This window comes from Dulcicalothrix desertica PCC 7102, assembly GCF_003991905.1.
Taxonomy (GTDB): Bacteria; Cyanobacteriota; Cyanobacteriia; order Cyanobacteriales; family Nostocaceae; genus Dulcicalothrix; species Dulcicalothrix desertica.
Genome location: NZ_RSCL01000003.1, coordinates 168,004 through 188,319, shown reverse-complemented (window position 1 = coordinate 188,319; position 20,316 = coordinate 168,004). Strand labels below are relative to the sequence as shown.

Sequence of the window (20,316 nt, the reverse complement as noted above, 5' to 3'; positions counted from 1 at the left end):
AGGTAGTGATTAAATTTGATAGCGTAGGGAAAAGTTTAGTCCGTTATCTTGTAAAGAATCGCCTTTATCTGTTATACCAACTAAGGGAATACCATAATCGAGACTTAGATTTAAACCTGGTATCGCTTGCCAGTCTAAACCTAAACCAAGACTAGCTATTAAATTTGGGTCTGGGTTATCTCCACGGTTATTCCATCCAGTTCCTATTTCAAAAAATGGTCTTATTTGTAATGTGCTTGGATTTCTTGTTATTGGTATACGTAATTCGATGGTGCCTAATATTCCATTATCTGCTACAAGTTGATTTTGCCGATACCCTCTCACTGTTTCGGCGCCTCCTATGCTAAATTTTTCTAAAGATAACAGTGAGTCTGGAGTTAATTGACCATCAATGCGCGTGATTAACAAAATTCTTGGTGATACTTGCTGTACCCATTGAAATTGCCCTAACCACGAAAAGAAACGTCCATCAGCTCCTGTATTGTTCACTGTCGCATCAAAAGCATCGATTCCAAAACTAAATTGTGAACGTGCTGATAATACTTGTGTTGCGCTACGTTTTGTCCAGTCTTGGAAAAAACGAATTGCTGATACTCTAGATTCTCCATTTTCTGGCCCCTCTGAGAAAGAAAATGGTATATTATCTAATAAATAAGTTTGACTACGACGCACGTCAAAATCTATACCAAGAGCAAGCTCTGTTTGCGTTTTTTTGACTATTGGTTGACGATAACTAAAAGATAATGTCTCGGAGTCGCTACGAATTCCTAACTCGTTAAATGGACTTTCTATAATCTTACTATTATTGTTACTATAACTTACTCTCAAAGTTCCATCTAGTGAATTAACTGGCACTTTGTAGCTAATATTATATATATCCAAACCTTCTGTAAAACCATATTCTAGGCTGATTTGGTCGCCATAACCTGTAAAATTATCATGTGCTACAAATAGACTAGCTTGATTAGAACCAATGCTTGGCGATTGATTATTAGCGTATACTATTCCGGCACGTAACGCAGGCGCCTCTTCTACCTGAACTCGCAGTACATTTAAACCAGGACTACTACCAGCAAGTAATTCGGCGTTGACTCGTTGTATAATTGGGTCAATTTGTAGCAATTGTAAAGCTTCTTCTAAACGTTTTTGATTTAATGGTATGCCTGTTGCACGTTTAAGACGATTGCGTATATATGGGTCTTCTAACCGTTTAAGTCCATTTATTTGTACGCTCTCTAGCCTACCTTCTACTATTTGTATTTTAATTATACCATTATCGATTATTTGGTCGTTTAATATAAAGGCGCCTGATGTTGTATAACCATTATCTATATATAGTTGAGTAATGCTAGTTCTAAGAGTAATTAACTCTTCAAAAGAGATTTGCTGCTTTTTTTTATACTCTTGAATTAGTTGATTAATTTCTGCTTTTAATACAGTATTCCCTATGGGTATTATATCTTTTATTTTGAATTGCTCGGTTGTTGGAGTTGGTGGTGATGGCTGATTTTTTGGTGGTGTTTGTAATGGTGGTGTGGGAGACTCTTCTGTTGTGCTAGGTGGTAAGGGTGACTCAGGAGGTGTGGGTATTGTTTGTTCTATGCGTTCTTGTGTGTTTTCTGGGATGGTTATTCCACTCGGTGGAGTTGATTGAGCTAATATTTTACTGTTTGATAAAGTTATTCCTAGTAAACTCAATACAGCTACTTTTTGTACAATATGAATATTCAACATTTGATGATGCTTTCCACTAATTACACTTCATTAACATTTAGTTAAAATTCTTTTTCCGTTAGGGAGTCTATAAACTCCCGATGGTTCCACTATTGAATCACCTATTTTCCATGTGGAAACGGCGCCTGTTGTCGCGGCAGTATTACTAATACTAAAATCTGATATTGGAGCATCACCTGGACGTTCGGGTAATCCTCCTGAACCTGTAACAAAGAAAGTACCGTTTTCTTCATTATTACGTCGCGCAATACAGCTATTTGCTAACAGTGCATTTGTATCGACAAGATTTTGTGGTAATTCACCCAGACTATTTTGCAGAAAGCTGATATCGCGAATACCGCTAACTGTTCCAGAAACGGCGCCGCTTGCATTTACATCAACACGGTTGTTAGTATTTAAAGCCTGTATGGCATTTGTTGCTTGATTGGGACGATATAAGGGAGAAGAGAAAAATCCAAGGGTGTTAAATCTGATGTCTCCACCTTTACCATCGCGCGCGAAAGATAAAATATCACTATCGTTAAGCGCAATAATATAGTTAGCGGTGAGAGTTATATCTCCCCCACCCCCAGCACCTGTAAATACATTGGTTTGTATATTGCTGTCTCCAAAAAGCAATATTCTTTCTGCTGCTATATCTATTTTGCCTCCAGATGAATTAAGAGAAGATGTTTGAATATTACTGTCTGTTGCTCTTATTCTTCCTGTAGTAGTTAAATTTATATTTCCTGCTGTACCCGAACCTGTACTGGAAGCTAATATCCGAACATTGCGATTTAACTCTACACCCGATGCATTTATAATGATATCCCCTGCTTTTCCTGTTCCAGAAGTCGAAGCTGCTATTTCTGCTCCGTCACTAATGCTCAAGTCTCCTGCATTTATAATCGCATTTCCTGCGGCGCCGTTACTAGTTGTGGAAGTTAGTAAACCACTGCGGAAAATTTCTCCGTTACGGTTACGAACCCCTGCCAAGTTGATTTTAGCAGCACTGACATTTAGAGTTCCCCCATCCCCGGCGCCTGATGTTTGTGTAGAAATTCCCCCATCGGTTATAGTTAACGAACTGGTGGTTAAAGTTAAATTTCCCGCTTTTCCTCTACCAAACGTTTCTGTTGATATAGTATTAAGGGCGCCAGTCGGTGAAGTTCCACTCAACACGATTGATTTTTCTGCACGAATATCAATATTTCCGGAATTACCCTCTCCAAAATTGCTTACATTCGCGTCACTATTGACCCAACTTTGGAAAACTCCTAGTACTCTTTCCTGTAATGTTGGGTCAAAACTAACTATGGCTCGTTGAACATAATTAATAAAATCAGGATTTACAGGGTCAACACTACTATTATTTATTTGACCTCCACTGTTGATATTCAAATTTTGAGTATCAATCACAATATTACCCCCAGAAGCTGTACTCAGTGAAGTTGCAGAAATTATGCTGTTCGATAAATTTATCGAATCTGTCGTTAGCGTTACATTCCCTGGAACTCCCTGTCCTAAAAAACTACTGTTATTTATTCCACTGGAATTTTGTATATTTATAGATTTAGCGTCAATCTCAATGTTACCACCAGACGTTTTATCTATGTTACTGGCTGTAACTAATGAAAGAATACCAATTACAGCAATATTGTCTAAGTTGACATCGTTTGCTTCTATCTTAATTTTGCCAGTGTTTCCGCCATTTGAACTTAAATTACTCAGAATAGCTGTATTTTGAATATTCAAAGTCTCTGCGTTAATTAAAATATCACCGCTACTTCCTGAACCTTGCGTACTTGCAACTACACTAGACTCATTAGAGATATTTAACTTAGATGCTTGGATGGAAACTGGTTTACCTGTTTGATTTCCTGTAGTCACTCCAACAATCTGAGAACCATTGTTAAGTGTGACTTGATTGCCCAATATTTTGATTTCGCTTCCAGCATTCCCCCCATTAATTATACTAGCATTATTATCGAGTGAAATATTTGAATAGCGAATGTTTTCAGGAAATTTCAAATCGATATTATTCCCGTTTACATCTAAACCTACCTTGGAAACCCCTGCTAATCCTGCTACTTCAACTTTTCCCCCAAAAGCATTTACCACTCCTCCATCAAAGTTAATATCTCCCCCTAACAGTACTAAGTTCTTACTCTCTACTCGTAGTCCTTCTACAAATGATGAAATTACACTATTTGCTGCTCTGGATTTATTGATGATAGGCGCCGGAATTTGGTTCAATAGTAAAGCTGAAGGATTTACCGTTAAAAGTTGAGGAACTTGTGGAGTAGAAGTACTAAATACTCCTTCGTTGCCAAACTCAACTGCGTTTGCAGTAGTCGCAACAAACGAACCTGCTAAATCTAAACGCGCGTTTTCACCGAAAATAATTCCATTCGGATTCATTAAAAATAAGTTTGCACTCGAACGATAAATCGCACCGTTGATGTTTTCTAGTGTCCCTAAAGTTCCCAAAATTGATGATGCATTTCTACCTGTCACCCTTGCCAAAATATTCTGAATATCAGCACTTGAACTAAAAAAGTAAGCACTACGTCCCTCACTAACATTAAATTCTTCAAAGCTATGAAGCAGATTCACACCTCGAACTGCTCCACCGTTAATTGTGTCTATTGGTAAACCGAGAGTATCAAAAGGTATGACTATAGAACTTTCTACACCCAAAGTTGTATCAGGAATAATATTACTGCTTTGAGCAAAGACAGATTTTGGTGTCTCTAGGCAAAACAAGCAACAAGTTATCCCCCATTGCATCCAGATATTTATTTTCACGGTTATCAGTTTATTAAGGAAGGATTTTAAAGACTTTCTGTGTTGACAAAGTATTGTGTTAATGATTATTAGTAAATATACCCGATTAAATTCTTCAAGTAAAGTAAAATTTTCGTTAAGTATCAAAATCTGTTTAAATCGACTTCAATAAATAAGTCAATCAAATTACAGTAAAACGCATCATGACAAGTAAAAAACGCAAAAAAACTTCTAATAGCTGGCAAAAAGCCTTATTTTTGCTTACTATAACATTTTTACTTTTAATTAATAATGTATCATTAAGTACTAAGCAGATATCAATCGGGCAATTTGTAGCAGCGCAGTCTCGTGATGCAAGTAACATCATCCAACGAGAAAACCTAGCACGTGGGTATTCGCAAGTTGGTAAGCTTGAAGAAGCTATTCAAGAATGGGCAAAAGTCATAACTTATTACCGTCAAGCTGGAAATAATAAGCAAGTCGGGCGCCTTAAAATCGAACAAGCACAGGTGTACAGTAGATTAGGACAACCAAGAAACGCGATTGAACTGTTATGTAATCCTGACACAGAAAAGAAATGTGACAGTGATAGTAGTATAGAAATAGCACGCTCTTTCAAAGATGAAATTGGCGAAATTGCTGCAATGGGAGCGTTGGGTGATGCATATAGACTTGCAGGAGATTATAAAGTATCGGTTAGTTACTTAGAGCAAAGTTTACAAAAAGCGCAAAAGCTAAAAAATATAGGTTTGCCAAAATCAATCTTGAGTGGTGTTTTAAATGGTTTAGGAAATGTCCATATCAGTCTTGCTCAAGTTAAGTATCGACAGGCAAATTCAGTAACATCTTCAGGAGATGATGGGACAACGTTTATTAACGATGCTCAGGAGGAAGACAGCAAAGCGATTAATTACCTGCAACAAAATCTCGAAATTGTTCGTACTCAAAATAATGTTTTGGGAATTGTGCGCTCTTTACAAAGGATAATTCCCTTATATTACCGCAATAATGAGACAGCCAAAGCTAAAACTAGTTTGCTTGAAGCAATTAACCTGCTAGATAAATTACCAGAAACACGAGCGCGCGTTTACGCTACTATTAACCTCGCAAACTTGCTGCAACCTCCTATTGATGCAGTATCTAGAATAACTTGTCCGGCACCGTCTTTACAAAAAACCGAATTACTTTTGCAAGCAGTTAATATTGGTCAACGTCTTCAAGATTTTCGTGCGGAGTCTTTTGCATTAGGAGAACTAGGTCATATATATGAGTGTCAGCAAGACTACCCAAAAGCAATGGAAATAACGAGAACTGCAAGACTTGCCGCCGAAAAAAGCTTGAAAGCACAAGATAGTCTATATTTATGGGAGTGGCAAGCAGCACGCATTTTAAAAGCACAGGGAAAAACTAGCGAAGCAATATCAGTTTACGACCAAGCAGTCAAAACCCTAGAAAGCATTCGCAGTGACTTTTTAACCGCAAACCGAGATATTCAATTAGACTTTCGTGATACAGTTGAACCAATATATCGGGAATTAGTAGCATTAAGACTAAGTACTGAGCAACCAATTCAAACGGTGAGTAAATCAGTTGCGTCAAAAGAGAATAAAAATAAAAGCAATAATTTCACCTACATTCTTAGAACTATTGACTCGTTAAAACTAGCGGAATTACAAAATTACTTCGGTGATGACTGTATTATTGTACCGATTCAAACAGAAAGCATTAATGAAATAGCTGATAAAAGCTCCAAAACTGCTTTTATTAATACAGTTGTTTTGAATAATAAGACTGCAGTTATTCTTACACTTCCGGGAGGAGAAAATAGGTATAGCTCTATTCCTGTCGCTCGTCAAGAATTTAACAATAAAATTAATGAGTTTCGCAAAGGTTTAGAAGCTATTCGTGATAATGATGAATTTGATAGCACGTTAGCAGGGGATATATATAACTGGTTAATTAAACCTTTTGAGGAGTTTTTGAAACCGGAAGAGATTAAAACGCTAGTATTTAGCCAAGACGGTGTTTTGCGAAGCGTGCCAATGGCTGCACTATATGATAGTGTAAGTAAAAAATATCTGATTCAGAAATATGCCATTGCCACAATTCCTGGTTTAAACCTAACTGATATCAGACCTTTAAATCGTCAAAATTTAAAGATATTAGCATTAGGGTTGAGTGAAGACGCTTTTCTCAAAGATAGAAACGCTGTAATTCCAGGTTTAGATGATGTACCTAATGAACTTAATGCTATTTTGGAAAAAATACCTGGTAAAAAGCTACTTAATGCTGAATTTACAGCAAGTCGTTTAGAAGCAGAACTGAAAAAGCAAAGCTATCCAATTATTCATATTGCCACACACGGAGAATTTGGCGCCGAACCTGAAGAAACTTATATTATTACAGGAGAGAAAGAGTTGATGTCGCGTCAAAATAAAACGTTGAACTTTAACCAATTAGAACAAAAGATTCGTCGTGTTACCAGGAATAATAAACAATTAGAATTATTAACATTAACAGCGTGTAAAACCGCAAGAGGAGACGAGCGTGCTACACTAGGATTGGCTGGTGTTGCAATACAAGCAGGCGCCAGAAGTGCTTTAGCTTCACTATGGTCAATTCCTGACGCTCCAACTGCCGAAATAGCAAAGGTATTCTATGAGAAACTGTCCAGTAATCGTAATATTAGCAAAGCAGAAGCATTGCAAGCTGCTCAAATAGCTTTAATTGAAGGTAAATATACTCACCCCGCTAATTGGGCGCCGTTCATTTTGATTGGTAATTGGTTGTAAGATCGTAATTGTAGAGACGTTACATGTAACGTCTCTACACACGGATTGTTAAATTTTTTGTTGTTCAATCGCAATAATTCGCTGCAACTGTGAAGCTTGTTGCTCTAAATTCTTCTTTATTTTACCTTGTTGAGATTTGGCGCCTTCTGTTTCTAATTCTCTCAATTTATCTAATAAAGTTAATCTATAGGCTTTATTTATAGGGTCTTCGACTATTTCACCTAACGCATCATACCAAAATCCTGCTAATGCAAATAACTCCGCACGCTTTTGATGTTCTTGTGTTTGTGTAAGTACGTTTTTTAAATTAGATGGCATTGCTACAGGTTCAAACTCAGCTTTAACTATTAAATCTTCCGAAGGACGGTTTGGGTTACACAGGAGTGCAACTTGCCAAAAATATCTTTGTCCAATAGATAATGCAGGTGCTTCTGCGGGAAGGGTAAATTTCATGAGACCGTTAGTGCTTTGTAGTTTCGCACGTTGAATGCGCTTGCTTTTACCATTGGCGCCATATTCGTAAAGACTAAATTCGACTTCACGAGTTGTACTATCTGGTACATACCATGCAAAAGTTGGTCGAAAAGAAGCAGTATATCCAACATGACTAAGCGGCGCCAGTGCTGTTAAAGTTGTTTGTGCATTACCAGTACATCCATTAGTTCTGCTACTATTTGAGCCAGTTGGACCTTTTGGACTAGATGGTTGTGCAGGTGGTCTGTAAGTCGCTGAAGCTATGCTTGTTAGCGCAAAGGATGCAGCAAGAAAAGAACAAAATAATAGTTTATTAATCAAGTTTTTTGATGCGTTCATAAGTACTATATTTAGTGACATCATGTCACCGTAATCTGCTTGTACTTAGAATACAATTACAGGAATTCAAGTATTTTGACCATTACTAACGAATAAATTAAAGAAATCTGTAATATTTATTCTGTGTTCTTTGCAGAAAAGTGCAACCAAAGAGCCAGGAAAATGTCAAGCGTTTGACAGGAAAGGATAGCAAATTCTTTGACCAAATTTTTATTGTACTAATTAAGCGCAGTTAATTCGGCGTTTGCAATTCAAAAATAGTCTATTAATTGGAGACTTTTCACATGCCTACATACAGAGGTAACAATGGCAATAATACCATCTATGGAAGTAGTCGTAACGACTACATTTATGCATATGATGGTGATGATGTAGTTTATGCTGGTGCGGGAGATGACTACATTGATGGTGGCTATGGTTTTGACTACCTAAATGGTGGTTCAGGAAACGATACTGTTTCTTACGGTTTTTATAATGGTGGCATTATTGCAAGTTTGACTACAGGTGTAGTAAGGTTTCCAGGCAATTCTACACGAACTGATACTTTAGTAAGTATCGAAAACATTATTGGTAGCAGTGGCAATGATCAACTCTATGGTAACGCTGCAAATAATCGTTTGAATGGTGGTGCTGGCAATGACTACTTGTCTGGTTATGGTGGAGGAACAGAATACGACACGTTAACTGGTGGTTCTGGTTCCGATACTTTTGCTTTAGGTAACTCCTCTGGAGTTTTTTACAGAGGTTCAGGTTATGCCACAATTACAGATTTCTCTGCTGGTTTCGATAAAATCGCTGTTCGCGGTATTGCTAATCAATATAGCTTGAGAACTGTAAGCGGTGTTGGTGGTTCTAATTATGATACGGCAATTTATTTTGGTAATGATTTAATTGGTGTGGTGCAAGATACTACCAATGTTAACTTATCTAGAGACTTCCGCTTTGTCTAAACATTTAATTTGAGCGATAAGGCATAGTAAAAAGATAAAAGGCAGAAGGAACTTCAAGCCGCATCACTTTTTTGATATTTTGTAATTTAATTGCATCCAAGGAGCAAATTTAATGAATGCACCAATTTTACAGGTAGGTAAAAAAGTTATTTACGCGCACGAAGTTCCTTTACTTTTAGACCGTTATCAAGTAATGCCGTATATTTTGCGTGGTCTTATTATTGATGAAGCAATAGCTGGTATTGACTGCGACCATTCCGAGTGTATAGCTGCTGTTATAGATTTGGAAAAACAAAATAATATTACATTAGATATTGAACGTCAAATTTGGTTAAAAAATCAGTGTATGACTTTTGAACAAATGCAAGAATTAGCAATTATGGCTTGGAAAATTGAAAAATTTAAAACTGCGACTTGGGGGGATAAAGTCGAGTCATATTTTTTGAATCGTAAAGCTAATTTAGAACAAGTAATTTATTCTATTATCCGTCATAAAGACGAAGGAATAGCTCATGAAATATATTTTCGGGTTCAAGCGGGGGAAGAATGTTTTGCTGAATTAGCCCATGAATACTCTCAAGGTTTTGAAGCGTATACTAATGGGATTATGGGTCCAGTTCCTTTAAGTAATCCTCATCCAGTTATTAGTAAACTACTTGCTGTTAGTAAACCTCGTCAACTTTGGTCGCCGCGTTTGATTGGTGAATGGTATGTAATTTTACGGTTAGAAAAGTTATTGCCAGTTCAGCTTGATGAAGTAATGCGTCGCAAATTAATTAATGAATTATTTGAACAATGGATAGCTGAAAGTATATTAAGTATTATCAAGGATAAAAACCATGATTTCTCATACAGTTAAAAATTCACCTATTGATATTAAAGAATTTATTGCCGATATTTTCCCTTTTAAAGATTTATCACAAACAGTATTAGATAATCTAGTTAAGAAAATACAAGTGTATCGATACTGTATGGGACAAGCTATTCTGCAAAAAGAAGCTATGCCCACACAAATAAGTATTATTTACCAAGGACAAGCTCGTCTTTTAGGTTTTGATTCTTATACTCATGAACCTATAACTTTAAAATTGCTTTCTGCTGGTGAAGCTTTAGGTTGGGTATCTCATATACGTGGTGTCGCTTGTGAAACTATAATTGCTTCAACGGAAGTTGTTTGTCTGAATTTACCAATTGCTGATTTTATATTTCTATTAAAGCACGATAAAGATTTTGCACTTCGCTTACATAGTCGTGCTGGTCTAATTGAAATATATGAATTATTAGTTAAAGAATTTCATCATCGAGCAGATGGTGAAACTGACTTAATAGTTCTTACTCACAAGTGTATTGATAAATCTGTAATTTTATCTGTACATAAAAAACAAATTTTATCTAAAGACTTAAAACCCGAATTTTTGTGGTTAGTTAGCAATCTTTATCATCCAGATTTACCCATAGGTACCCCAATTGACGCAAAATTTAGCGTCCCCAAATTTAACATGTTCAAACATGAAAAACTACGTTTACTAGGTTTACCAAAATCTTTATTACAAACATCAATTCCTACTAAACATACAACTATTAACATCACCAATATTCCTTATGCTTCAGTTTCCACACAACTAGAATTTAACCAGCAGCACCATAGTAAGTATCCTTATACACCAGCTAAAAATCGTCAAGATGCTGTATTTGCTTGCTTCCAAATGCTAAGTGAATATTTCCATATTCCTCTGCGGCGAGATATGCTGCGACAAGTTATGGGCAAATTAGCCCATACTGGTGGAATATCACTGCGATTTTGCGGCGCCGTTGCGGAACTATTAGGTATAACAACACAAATGGTAAATGTTCCCGCCAGCGCTATTCCTCGCTTGCAAATGCCAGTAATGATTTCTTGGCAAGATAGTTTTGCAATTATTTACCAAAATCATCACGAACATTTAATCATAGCCTGTCCAGAAACCGGAGTAATACGTCGTAAAATTAAAGATTTTGCTGAAGTTTGGGGTATTAATGGTGAAGTTTTGTTGTTACAACCAAATAAACATACAGCAAAATCACCGTTTGGTTTACATTGGTTTGTACCTGCATTAAAACGTTATCGCAAAGTCTTAATTGAAGTACTAATTGCTTCAATGGTAGTACAAATATTTGGTTTAGTGAATCCATTAGCTACACAGGTAATTATCGATAAGGTAATTGTTGGTAACAGCCCCGACAGTTTGGAAGTTTTTGGTATATTTATACTTGTTGTGTCAGTAGCAGAAGCAGCGCTTACAGCTATTCGCACGCAATTATTTGTTGATACAAGCAACCGCATTGATATATCTTTAGGCTCGGAAGTTATTAATCATCTTTTACGACTGCCTTTATCTTATTTTGAACGCCGTCCGGTTGGAGAGTTAGCAACGCGGGTTGGAGAATTAGAAAACATCCGACAGTTTTTGACGGGAACTGCGCTTACTGTTGTTATTGATGCTGTGTTTTCTGTTGTTTATATTTTAGTGATGACAATATATAGCCCAGTATTAACAATAGTTGCACTTGCAACAGTACCTTTGTTTGCTTTATTGAACTTGTTTGTTTCTCCTTTAATGCGGCGCCAGTTACAAGCGAAAGCAGAACGTAATGCCGAAACCCATTCTTATTTAGTAGAAATAATGGCAGGAATGCAAACAGTCAAAGCACAAAACTTAGAAACGAGGTCACGTTATTCATGGCAAGAACGCTACACTCGTTATATTAATGCAGGTTTCAAAACTATTTCTACCCAGACGACAGCCAGTTCCATCAGCAGCTTTCTCAATAAGTTTTCTACTTTATTAGTGTTGTGGGTAGGTGCATATTTAGTATTGCATCAACAACTTTCTCTTGGAGAACTAATTGCTTTTCGCATCCTTTCAGGTTATGTTACCAGTCCTTTGTTACGTCTAGTACAATTATGGCAGAATTTTCAAGAAACAGCATTATCCCTACAACGTCTTAGCGACATTCTTGATACTCCTCAAGAAATTGAAAACGATGCTCAAAATATTCTCATACCAAGCATTTTAGGTAGTGTCCGCTACAATAACCTTTGCTTTAGTTTTCGCCAACAAGATCAATTGCAATTATGTAATATTAATCTAGATATAGCTGCTGGAACCTTTGTTGGTATTGTTGGTCAAAGTGGTTCTGGTAAAAGCACTCTGCTAAAATTATTACCTCGTCTCTACAAACCTCAATCTGGCAAAATTTTAATTGATGGTTACGACATTAGCAAAGTAGAGCTTTATTCCCTCCGTCGTCAAATAGGTGTAGTGTTACAAGATACATTACTTTTTGAGGGTACTGTGCGAGAAAATATTGCTTTAGCTTGCCCTGATGCTGGCGATGAGGAAATTATTGCAGCTGCAAAGGTGGCATTTGCTCACGATTTTATTATGAACTTGCCTAATGGTTACAATACACAAGTTGGCGAAAGGGGTTCAGCATTATCTGGTGGGCAAAGACAACGAATCGCAATCGCACGCACCGTTTTACAAAATCCTCAAATTCTGATTCTTGATGAAGCTACTAGTGCTTTAGACTATAACGCTGAAGCCCAAGTTTGTCGCAATTTAGCCAAAGCATTCCAAGGAAAAACAGTATTTTTTATCACTCATCGTTTGAGTACTATCCGCAATGCCGACACAATATTAGTCATGAACTCTGGTGCCGTTGTCGAACAAGGAACTCACGAAAAGTTAATGTCTCACCAAGGTTACTACTACTGTTTATACAAACAGCAAGATTCACAAATTTAATTATATTCTTAACCCCTAACCCCTAACCTCTAACTTTTTTATGACTATTCAACATCAATTTGAGCAACCCGTACTTTTTCAACAATCTCTAACTTGGTCGCGCTTAATTGCTTGGGGTATCATTGGAGTCACAGCTTTTACATTAATTTGGGCATCTGTATTTGAAATCGAAGAATCAATTTCTGCTGCTGGTAAGTTAGAACCAAAAGGTGCAGTTAAAGAAATTCAAGCTTCTGTTGGCGGTGTTGTCAAACAAATTCATGTTAAAGACGGTCAACAAGTAAAGAATGGTGAAATATTAATTAGTTTAGAACAAACTACAACAACAGCACAGTTAACATCGTTACAGAAAAATCGTGTATCTCTATTACAACAAAAACTAGCGTTAAAACAGGAAAATGATTTTTATCAAAGTCAAATTCAAAGTCAAATATCTCATCAAGAAGTTACAATACCGACTAATTTACTAATAATTAAGCCAGAATTAGTTTACTTAACTAGAAGTAGAACAGCAATAGCTAATGAAAATAAACTTTACCGCACGCAATTAAATGGGACTCATTTTAGCATTAACTTAACTGTGGAACAAAAGCTGCGCTTACAGAACCGTCGAACAGAATTAGCATCGCGTTTAGAAGCTGCAAAGTTAGAAACAGGGCAAATTCAACAGCAAATTTTACAAAACCAAGCACAAATAAGTAGTGCGACAGAATTATTAACGATCAATCAAAAAATTCTCAACAAATTTGAGCCACTTGTCAAAGAAGGTGCTATTTCACAGCTACAATATTTTAAACAGCAGCAAGATATAAGTATAAAAAAAGCAGAAGTAATCCGATTGACTAAAGAGGAACAACGATTACAATTAGCTTTGGCTGAATCTAAGGAAAAGCTTCGTAATAGTGCTGCATTATCGCAAGAAGATTTACTAGAAAAAATTACAATTAACGATAAAAATATTGCCGAAATTGACAGCCAGCTAAGTAAAGTAATTTTAGACAATCAAAAGCGAATTTTAGAAATTAACAACCAAGTCAGCGATATTGATAGTAAATTAGCTCAAGCCAAAGAAACTATTAAATATCAGACAATTAACTCGCCTGTAGATGGAACAGTTTTTGAAATTAAAGCTAAGTCTTCAGGATTTGTTGTTAACTCTAGTGAACCAATGATGAAGATAGTTCCTGTAGATAATCTGGTTGCTAAAGTTTATATTACCAATAGAGATATTGGCTTTGTTAAAGAAGGTCAAAAAGTTGATATTAGAATAGATTCCTTTCCCTTTCAAGAATACGGTGATATCAAAGGCGAATTAATAGAAATTGGTTCAGATGCTTTACCACCCGATCAAGTATATCAATACTGGCGTTTTCCGGCAAAAGTACGATTAGACAAACAAGCGCTATTAATTAATAGTCGTCAAGTTACTTTGCAGTCGGGGATGTCAGTTAATACAAACATCAAATTACGCAAACGAACTATTATGAGCATTTTCACAGATTTTACCGTGCAAAAAGCAGAAAGTTTAAAGTTTGTTCGTTAAAGGTATAAAAGATTTTGTAATCGACTAAGAATTAAAATCTTTAAAACCAAAACTTTCGAGCAGACCAAGTAAGCTGACAGATGGCGCCAGGAGAATTAGAAAGTCGCTCGAACTTGCCTCCTAATTGTTTTGCTAAATTCTGTGCTCGTCGGGTTCCAAACCCTGTGTGTAAAGAGAAATTACCAATTGTTGTAAATCCAGAACCGTTATCTGCTACCCGAATAATATTCTTACCTTGTTCTTGCGCGCAAATTACTTCAATTTTAGTGGTTCCCTGTGCATACTTTCTAACGTTACATAAAGCTTCTTCCAAGAACCGACATAAACTCCGTTTGTGTTCAATGCTTAAGTTTTGCTCATCCATCGACTCAAAACTTAATATCTTTAGCTTAATATTTTTAAAAAAAGAGTCATCGCGTTTTAATACGTCTTCGTAAACTTCATGAAGTAGTTCATGCAGGGGTTGTTGCATATCAAGTTTTTGTGACTGTCGTAGATAAAAGCTATTTAACTCAGTGATTGCTTCTCTTTTTACTAAATCATATACTTCCCGAAGTTCTTGATTAAGTTGGTTAAGTTTATTTACAACTTCTTGATTTTCTAAATCTTTATCGCTTTGAATTTCTCTTAATAATAGTGAGAGTGTTTGTAATGGATTACTATGGATAGCATCGAATGTTTGGTCAATAACTAGCTGACGCTCTTCAACACGTGCGCGTAATGCTTCATCATATTGATAAAATGCAGCCAAAGCAATACTATTAAATATCAGAGCCAATAACGCTGGTACGAGTGGAACCCACCACCCAATAACCAATAATCCATAACATATAGTAATTAGAAAATAACCTGCAATAACCGTGTAAAGAATAATTTTAGATGGAGACCGGATAATGCGTCCTAAACTAATACCCAAAAAACCCCAAGCAATAATCCATAAATATTCCCATTCATCCATCCAAACATTAATCATTGGTCGCTTATCTAGCACCGAACTTACAATTTGACTGACTACATGTGCTTGTACTTCAACACCATAGATTAATGCTGGGTTTTCGCTATTTATTGCCGCTGAATTTACATAATCTTTAGCGCTTGGACTAGTCATGCCAATCAAAATTATTTTACCGCGAATCCAATCGGGGTTAACTTTGTTATTTTCAATCTCTTCTAGTGATACAATACGAAAAGGTTTGCGGTGATTACGAAAATTAATTAATATTTGGCTGCCACCTGCATCTGTATTAATATAACTACCATAATTAGTTTGAACACGAATAAGTTTGGTAGAGTTAAACCTCATACCATAAGGGTCATTTTCTACATTTTCTAAACTAACAGCTTTAGTTTTCAAGTATTCTTCTGCTAACTTTAAAGGAAAAGACAGGCGCCATTCTTGTTTTTGATTTGATGTTCCTAATAAACTTCGCCGTTGACTGCCATCTATATCAATAATAGCATCAGAAAAACCTACCTGCTCTGGTGGTAAGCTAGGAGGAGGATTAAATGTATAACCGCTACGGTCGGGTAAAACTTTTTCTACGCCAATCAAATTTTTAGTATTTCTAAAAGTTTTAATCAACTCTTGGTGTCCTGATGCGCGCGGTAAATCTCTAATTACATCTAGCCCAACTACAACAGGCTGATAAGTGTTTAATTTATTTAATAATAAAGCAATATCACCGTCGGGAATTGGATGTCCTTTCGCACGAATATCATTCTCATTAATACCCACAATAAGAATCCTATCATCCAGTTTTTCTTCTGAACGTAATCGCATAAAGGTATCAAATGCAGCCCACTCTAAAAATTGCAGCGAACCGACCATACGTAGCAATACTATAAATGTAATAGCTGTCATTCCTGGTAGTGTAACAAGGCGCCGGATAAAAACACCTAATCTAATTTTACTAAAAATTATATGCACCTTGTCCCCCATTAATTCCTAATTTCTAAGAGACGCGATTAATCGCCGTCTCTACACTTCTAACTAATCAATTAACCCTTCTTCTCTTGCCCGAATTTCGGTTTGAATTCTTAAATTTTTACCTTCATCTGGATAAACTCTTAATGCATCGTAAATTTTTGACCAATAATGTCTTACAGTTCGCTCTGCAACATTCATTCGTTTGGCAATAGCTATATCTTGTAAACCTTCTTTAAATGCTAGTTGCAGTACTTCTAACCATTCTGGCTTTACTTCTAACCCAGAACGTATTTCTGCGGGAGTGTAAATTAAACCTTTAAGTGACCAATCAACTTTAGTCAACATTTCATTCATTGGTAAGCTTTTGTCTGCAACTGTAAAACCCCCCTCATGACTACTAATAGCTGGTTTTAAACGCACTAAAGAACGAGGAGTCGCAGTTTGCACTACAATATTTAAATTCTTATATGATTGCATTAATGTTTTAAGTAATTCTATCCCACTTTCAACTTTGGCTGTTCCACCTGCCACTTCTGGCATATTTAAATCAATAACAGCTAAATTAAGTTCGTTACTTCCAGCTCTTTTGAGCGCGTCTTCTGTAGTTTGTGCTTGAAGTATTTCTGCTAAGTTATACTCTTTTCTTATTACGTCAACAGTTGCATACAAAGCTAACTCATGGTCGTCAACCACTAAAATTTTCAGTTTCTTTTGCCTTAAATCTTGCTGATACATAAGTACTTTTTCAATGAAATAGTTTTTTAAAAAACAATTAATTTTTTTACAAAATTATTATGAGCATTTCCATTTAAAATACCATATTTCTGTATTATTGTCTCGTTTATGCATACACTTCCCACAGGTCAAATATTTAAATGTATTTTGTAGGCAACTGAATTCTTTTTTATTTTTTGATACTGTTTTACTTAATAACTCTAAATATATAATTTCAACCGTACACTCGTTAAAATACTGCTGTGACTTAAAATTTATAGATATAGATGGTATATTGGAGTTTGATAAAGTAATTTGTAGCAATTCATCTAACACCATCAAAACAATACGACTAAAGTTATAAGATTCCTGATGCCAATTACTTGGTGAATTAATATTGAAATTTAAGTCTGGAATTCGTGATTTCCATGACTCTAATATATGCTTAGTCGTGAGTGGTAAACTATCATCAATATGTGCAGGAGATAAATAGTCACTTAATTCCTTAAGTAAATAATGAAACTTTTCTATTGTTGCCAAATAATATTTATCTTGCTGCTGACTCTCAATGCTATTTTCTGAAGATAACTCTAAGTGGCGCCGCATTACAAAAGATTCTTGTAAAAGCCCATTACGAATACCTTCTCCTTCCCTACACATTCGTCTCCATAGCCTATCATTCCACCAAATTAAGGCTTGCTGCGTTTGATAACGATAAGCAAAGCTCCAAAATAAAGATGTAACACATAATATTACTACTATTTTTTCCCCAATAATAAGCATTTTACGTTAAAATTCGTTAACTTTAGTATCCGTTTAACATTTATGGAATAATACACGCCTGTCATTACAACAATTTAATCACTATCCGAAAGGCACAGGTTGCAACAACTGATAAAAGCTTTGGCACAAAAGTGCAAATATTACTCATACAAATATAGTATGTATTCTATACATAAATACTATATTAATCATATGTTCTATCCATGTAGAAAACGGCATAAGTTTGTCACTCCAAATTATAAGACTAAACAGTTCACAACAAAAAGGAGTAAAAAATTATGACTTACGTTTGGGAATAAATGCTTAGTTGGCTGATGATAATCGATTCATTATTTTAACAAAGTTATCTATATATAATTTGTGATTATAGCGTTGTAAAATTAGCTCATAACCTTTTTGAGCTAGGTTGTCTGCTTTTTGGGGGTTGTTTAGTAGTTTTGTTATGGCTTGACGTAGGGAAGGAACATCTCCTTGAGGTACAGTTTTAATTGCACCTGCTTTTTCTAGCTCTGTTATTATTCCTGGAGATTTTGTAATTATAACCGGGCGCCGACACGCTAGCGCTTCATACATCGTACTCAGTCCAGCTTGATAGTTATTTTCAAACAAGGGTATTACTGTAATGTCGGCATCTCTATATAATTGTACTAACTCTTGCCAATTGTAATAGCAACACGACATATTTTTTGGCGCCAATAAAGGGAATGCACGTTTTGTTGCTTTGGCATTTGGTGATGCTACACAAATTTTAACGTCGATATCTAATAAATCTTGAGTCGCAGCAGCAAGGGTACGATAGTCTCGCTTTTCTAACCCCGCACTCGCTATTATTGGACGTGTCTTAGTAAGAGATGTTTGACCTGGTGTGAAGAATGTAATATCTGTTGGTTGTTCTAAAAATAATTTGATTTTACTTTCTGGTAAGTTCAAATAGTCGCGCAAAAATTCTGCACTTGCTGATGTATAAGTCATGAACAAGTCTATTTTGTCCTGCACCTGGAATATTTTCAATGCCAAGCGCCCACGTAATCTATTAATATTATGAATAAATACTGCTGTTTTTGGACGCTTTTTGTTGGCGCCACATAAACTAGCTATTGGTATACCTATGTCTTCACCTGTACAAAATACTACTGAGTCTTCTGTAAGTTGCTGTGATAGTGTACGCGCTAATGCCCAGTGTTCTTTGTTACCCATCAACAATGTACGCAGTGTATCTGATTGTATAGGTGAATATTTGCCTGGTTGATGTATCTCAGCTTGTAAAATTTGACTTGCTTCCCACATTACATGACAAGGAGATTTACCTGCTTGTGCATTTTGAGCTATGGACTCTAAGTCAAATGCACGACTTAAGACGATGTGGTACTTCACAGTACCTCCTTTTATAGCTATAAAGTGATATTAGCATATCGATGTATGTTGGGTTACGTTCCTTCACCCAACCTACAATCAATGTTACATGCTATACCCAAATACTTTATCAAATTTAGTGGCGCCTTCACTGAGTATACAGGTTTTTTCTTCGTCTAAAAGATTACTGTCGATAAGGGTTTGTAGTTTGGTGCGAAAATCGGAGTAATTTTGCCTTGTTTTATCTTGAATGTAGGTGATAGGGTTAGTTTCGTCTGTTATACCTTTGATTAATTCATCAAGAGAAGGGACTTGATATTTCCACCCAGATTTGTCAAATGCTTCGATGAGTAGTCGAATTAAAAGAATTCGGAAGCATTCGTCTTCAAATGGTGTTTTGCTTCTTTGAAACCACCTATAAGTACAAATCACGTAATTAAAGTGAATAAATCCCCATTCTTGCTGGTGATACCTTATCAACTCTGGTTTAGTCTTGCATTGCGGATATAGAGTTGTATCAAATGTGTGAATTTGACCTAATATTTCTCCGTCATGTCCACGATGTTCCCAAGGTCGAAAACTTCTTATCCAGTCTACGTCAAACATCATTTCCCAGGTTGCGGTGAGATGATTCAATCCATTCTCTTTATACCAAGCATCCCATACTGGACTCACACCAAGACACGCTAAATTTTCTGATTCACAAGTTTCGTAATGAATCTTCATGAATTCATCTTCGGTAATAAATAAATCAGCATCATGTAAAAGTGCGTGTGTCGTTTGAGTTGCACTGACTCCACGAACAAGTTGCAACCAATGGTTGTTGTGAGGATTATTTTGGTAACGGGAAATTATTTGCTCTAAAGGGTTGGGATTAATTAAACGAATTGATGTATAGTACTTATGGCGCGTTTCTTCGAGCAGTTCAGAAAAACCTGGCACAAGTTGGTCTGGTATGACAAGAGTTTCAAATAATCCGTCTGGTTTTTGATTTGAACAAGTTTCTAAAGCAATTTTGAGAAAAACTGGTAAATCACCTGGAACCGGTAGTAAAACTGTATAGCCAAGAATTCGCTCGTCGATTGGTTTATTCCAATGTGAATATTGCCACTTCCAAAGAGATGCTGTCTTTAACATGATATTTAAAGCGATA

The 20,316-nt window shown here is 36.1% G+C and carries 13 protein-coding genes; 5 read left to right on the top strand and 8 right to left on the bottom strand.

Annotation, left to right across the window (positions count from 1 at the left end):
- Nucleotides 1-9: 9 nt before the first annotated feature.
- Entirely contained in the window at nt 10-1,734 is a 1,725-nt protein-coding gene (locus DSM106972_RS07495) for a ShlB/FhaC/HecB family hemolysin secretion/activation protein (protein ID WP_127080113.1), read from the bottom strand.
- A gap of 30 nt (nt 1,735-1,764) precedes the next feature.
- Nucleotides 1,765-4,521, bottom strand: a complete 2,757-nt coding sequence (locus DSM106972_RS07490; protein ID WP_127080112.1) for a two-partner secretion domain-containing protein — start codon at nt 4,519-4,521, stop codon at nt 1,765-1,767.
- Nucleotides 4,522-4,703: 182 nt separating this feature from the next.
- Here DSM106972_RS07490 and DSM106972_RS07485 point away from each other — a divergent pair, with 182 nt between their 5' ends.
- Nucleotides 4,704-7,292 carry a CHAT domain-containing protein gene (locus DSM106972_RS07485; protein WP_127080111.1) on the top strand — a complete coding sequence of 863 codons (2,589 nt, stop codon included), beginning with the start codon at nt 4,704-4,706 and terminating at the stop codon, nt 7,290-7,292.
- Nucleotides 7,293-7,340: 48 nt separating this feature from the next.
- Here the strand turns inward: DSM106972_RS07485 and DSM106972_RS07480 are convergent, their stop codons facing one another.
- Nucleotides 7,341-8,105, bottom strand: a complete 765-nt coding sequence (locus DSM106972_RS07480) for a DUF928 domain-containing protein (RefSeq protein ID WP_158632776.1) — start codon at nt 8,103-8,105, stop codon at nt 7,341-7,343.
- Between the two features lie 284 nt (nt 8,106-8,389).
- Here DSM106972_RS07480 and DSM106972_RS07475 point away from each other — a divergent pair, with 284 nt between their 5' ends.
- The 4 genes from DSM106972_RS07475 (at nt 8,390) to DSM106972_RS07460 (ending at nt 14,386) form a co-directional block, all read left to right on the top strand.
- On the top strand, nt 8,390-9,055 hold the full coding sequence (locus DSM106972_RS07475; RefSeq protein WP_127080109.1) for a calcium-binding protein: 666 nt from the start codon (nt 8,390-8,392) through the stop codon (nt 9,053-9,055).
- Nucleotides 9,056-9,167: 112 nt separating this feature from the next.
- On the top strand, nt 9,168-9,914 hold the full coding sequence (locus tag DSM106972_RS07470; protein ID WP_127080108.1) for a peptidylprolyl isomerase: 747 nt from the start codon (nt 9,168-9,170) through the stop codon (nt 9,912-9,914).
- Complete coding sequence (locus tag DSM106972_RS07465; RefSeq protein WP_127080107.1) at nt 9,895-12,843, top strand: peptidase domain-containing ABC transporter; 2,949 nt, start codon at nt 9,895-9,897, stop codon at nt 12,841-12,843. The genes DSM106972_RS07470 and DSM106972_RS07465 overlap by 20 nt, the downstream gene beginning before the upstream one ends.
- 40 nt (nt 12,844-12,883) lie before the next feature.
- Nucleotides 12,884-14,386, top strand: coding sequence for a beta-barrel domain-containing protein (locus DSM106972_RS07460; protein ID WP_127080106.1), 1,503 nt, complete (start codon nt 12,884-12,886; stop codon nt 14,384-14,386).
- Between the two features lie 40 nt (nt 14,387-14,426).
- Here the strand turns inward: DSM106972_RS07460 and DSM106972_RS07455 are convergent, their stop codons facing one another.
- The 5 genes from DSM106972_RS07455 to DSM106972_RS07435 form a co-directional block, all read right to left on the bottom strand.
- Nucleotides 14,427-16,313, bottom strand: a complete 1,887-nt coding sequence (locus DSM106972_RS07455; RefSeq protein ID WP_233787735.1) for a sensor histidine kinase — start codon at nt 16,311-16,313, stop codon at nt 14,427-14,429.
- Nucleotides 16,314-16,376: 63 nt separating this feature from the next.
- Complete coding sequence (locus DSM106972_RS07450) at nt 16,377-17,048, bottom strand: response regulator transcription factor (protein ID WP_127080104.1); 672 nt, start codon at nt 17,046-17,048, stop codon at nt 16,377-16,379.
- A gap of 57 nt (nt 17,049-17,105) precedes the next feature.
- Complete coding sequence (locus DSM106972_RS07445) at nt 17,106-17,810, bottom strand: hypothetical protein (RefSeq protein ID WP_127080103.1); 705 nt, start codon at nt 17,808-17,810, stop codon at nt 17,106-17,108.
- Nucleotides 17,811-18,113: 303 nt separating this feature from the next.
- The gene (locus DSM106972_RS07440; protein WP_127080102.1) at nt 18,114-19,184 is read right to left on the bottom strand and encodes a glycosyltransferase; all 1,071 of its coding nucleotides are present in this window, start codon (nt 19,182-19,184) and stop codon (nt 18,114-18,116) included.
- A gap of 84 nt (nt 19,185-19,268) precedes the next feature.
- Entirely contained in the window at nt 19,269-20,300 is a 1,032-nt protein-coding gene (locus tag DSM106972_RS07435; protein ID WP_127080101.1) for a hypothetical protein, read from the bottom strand.
- Between the last annotated feature and the right edge of the window lie 16 nt (nt 20,301-20,316).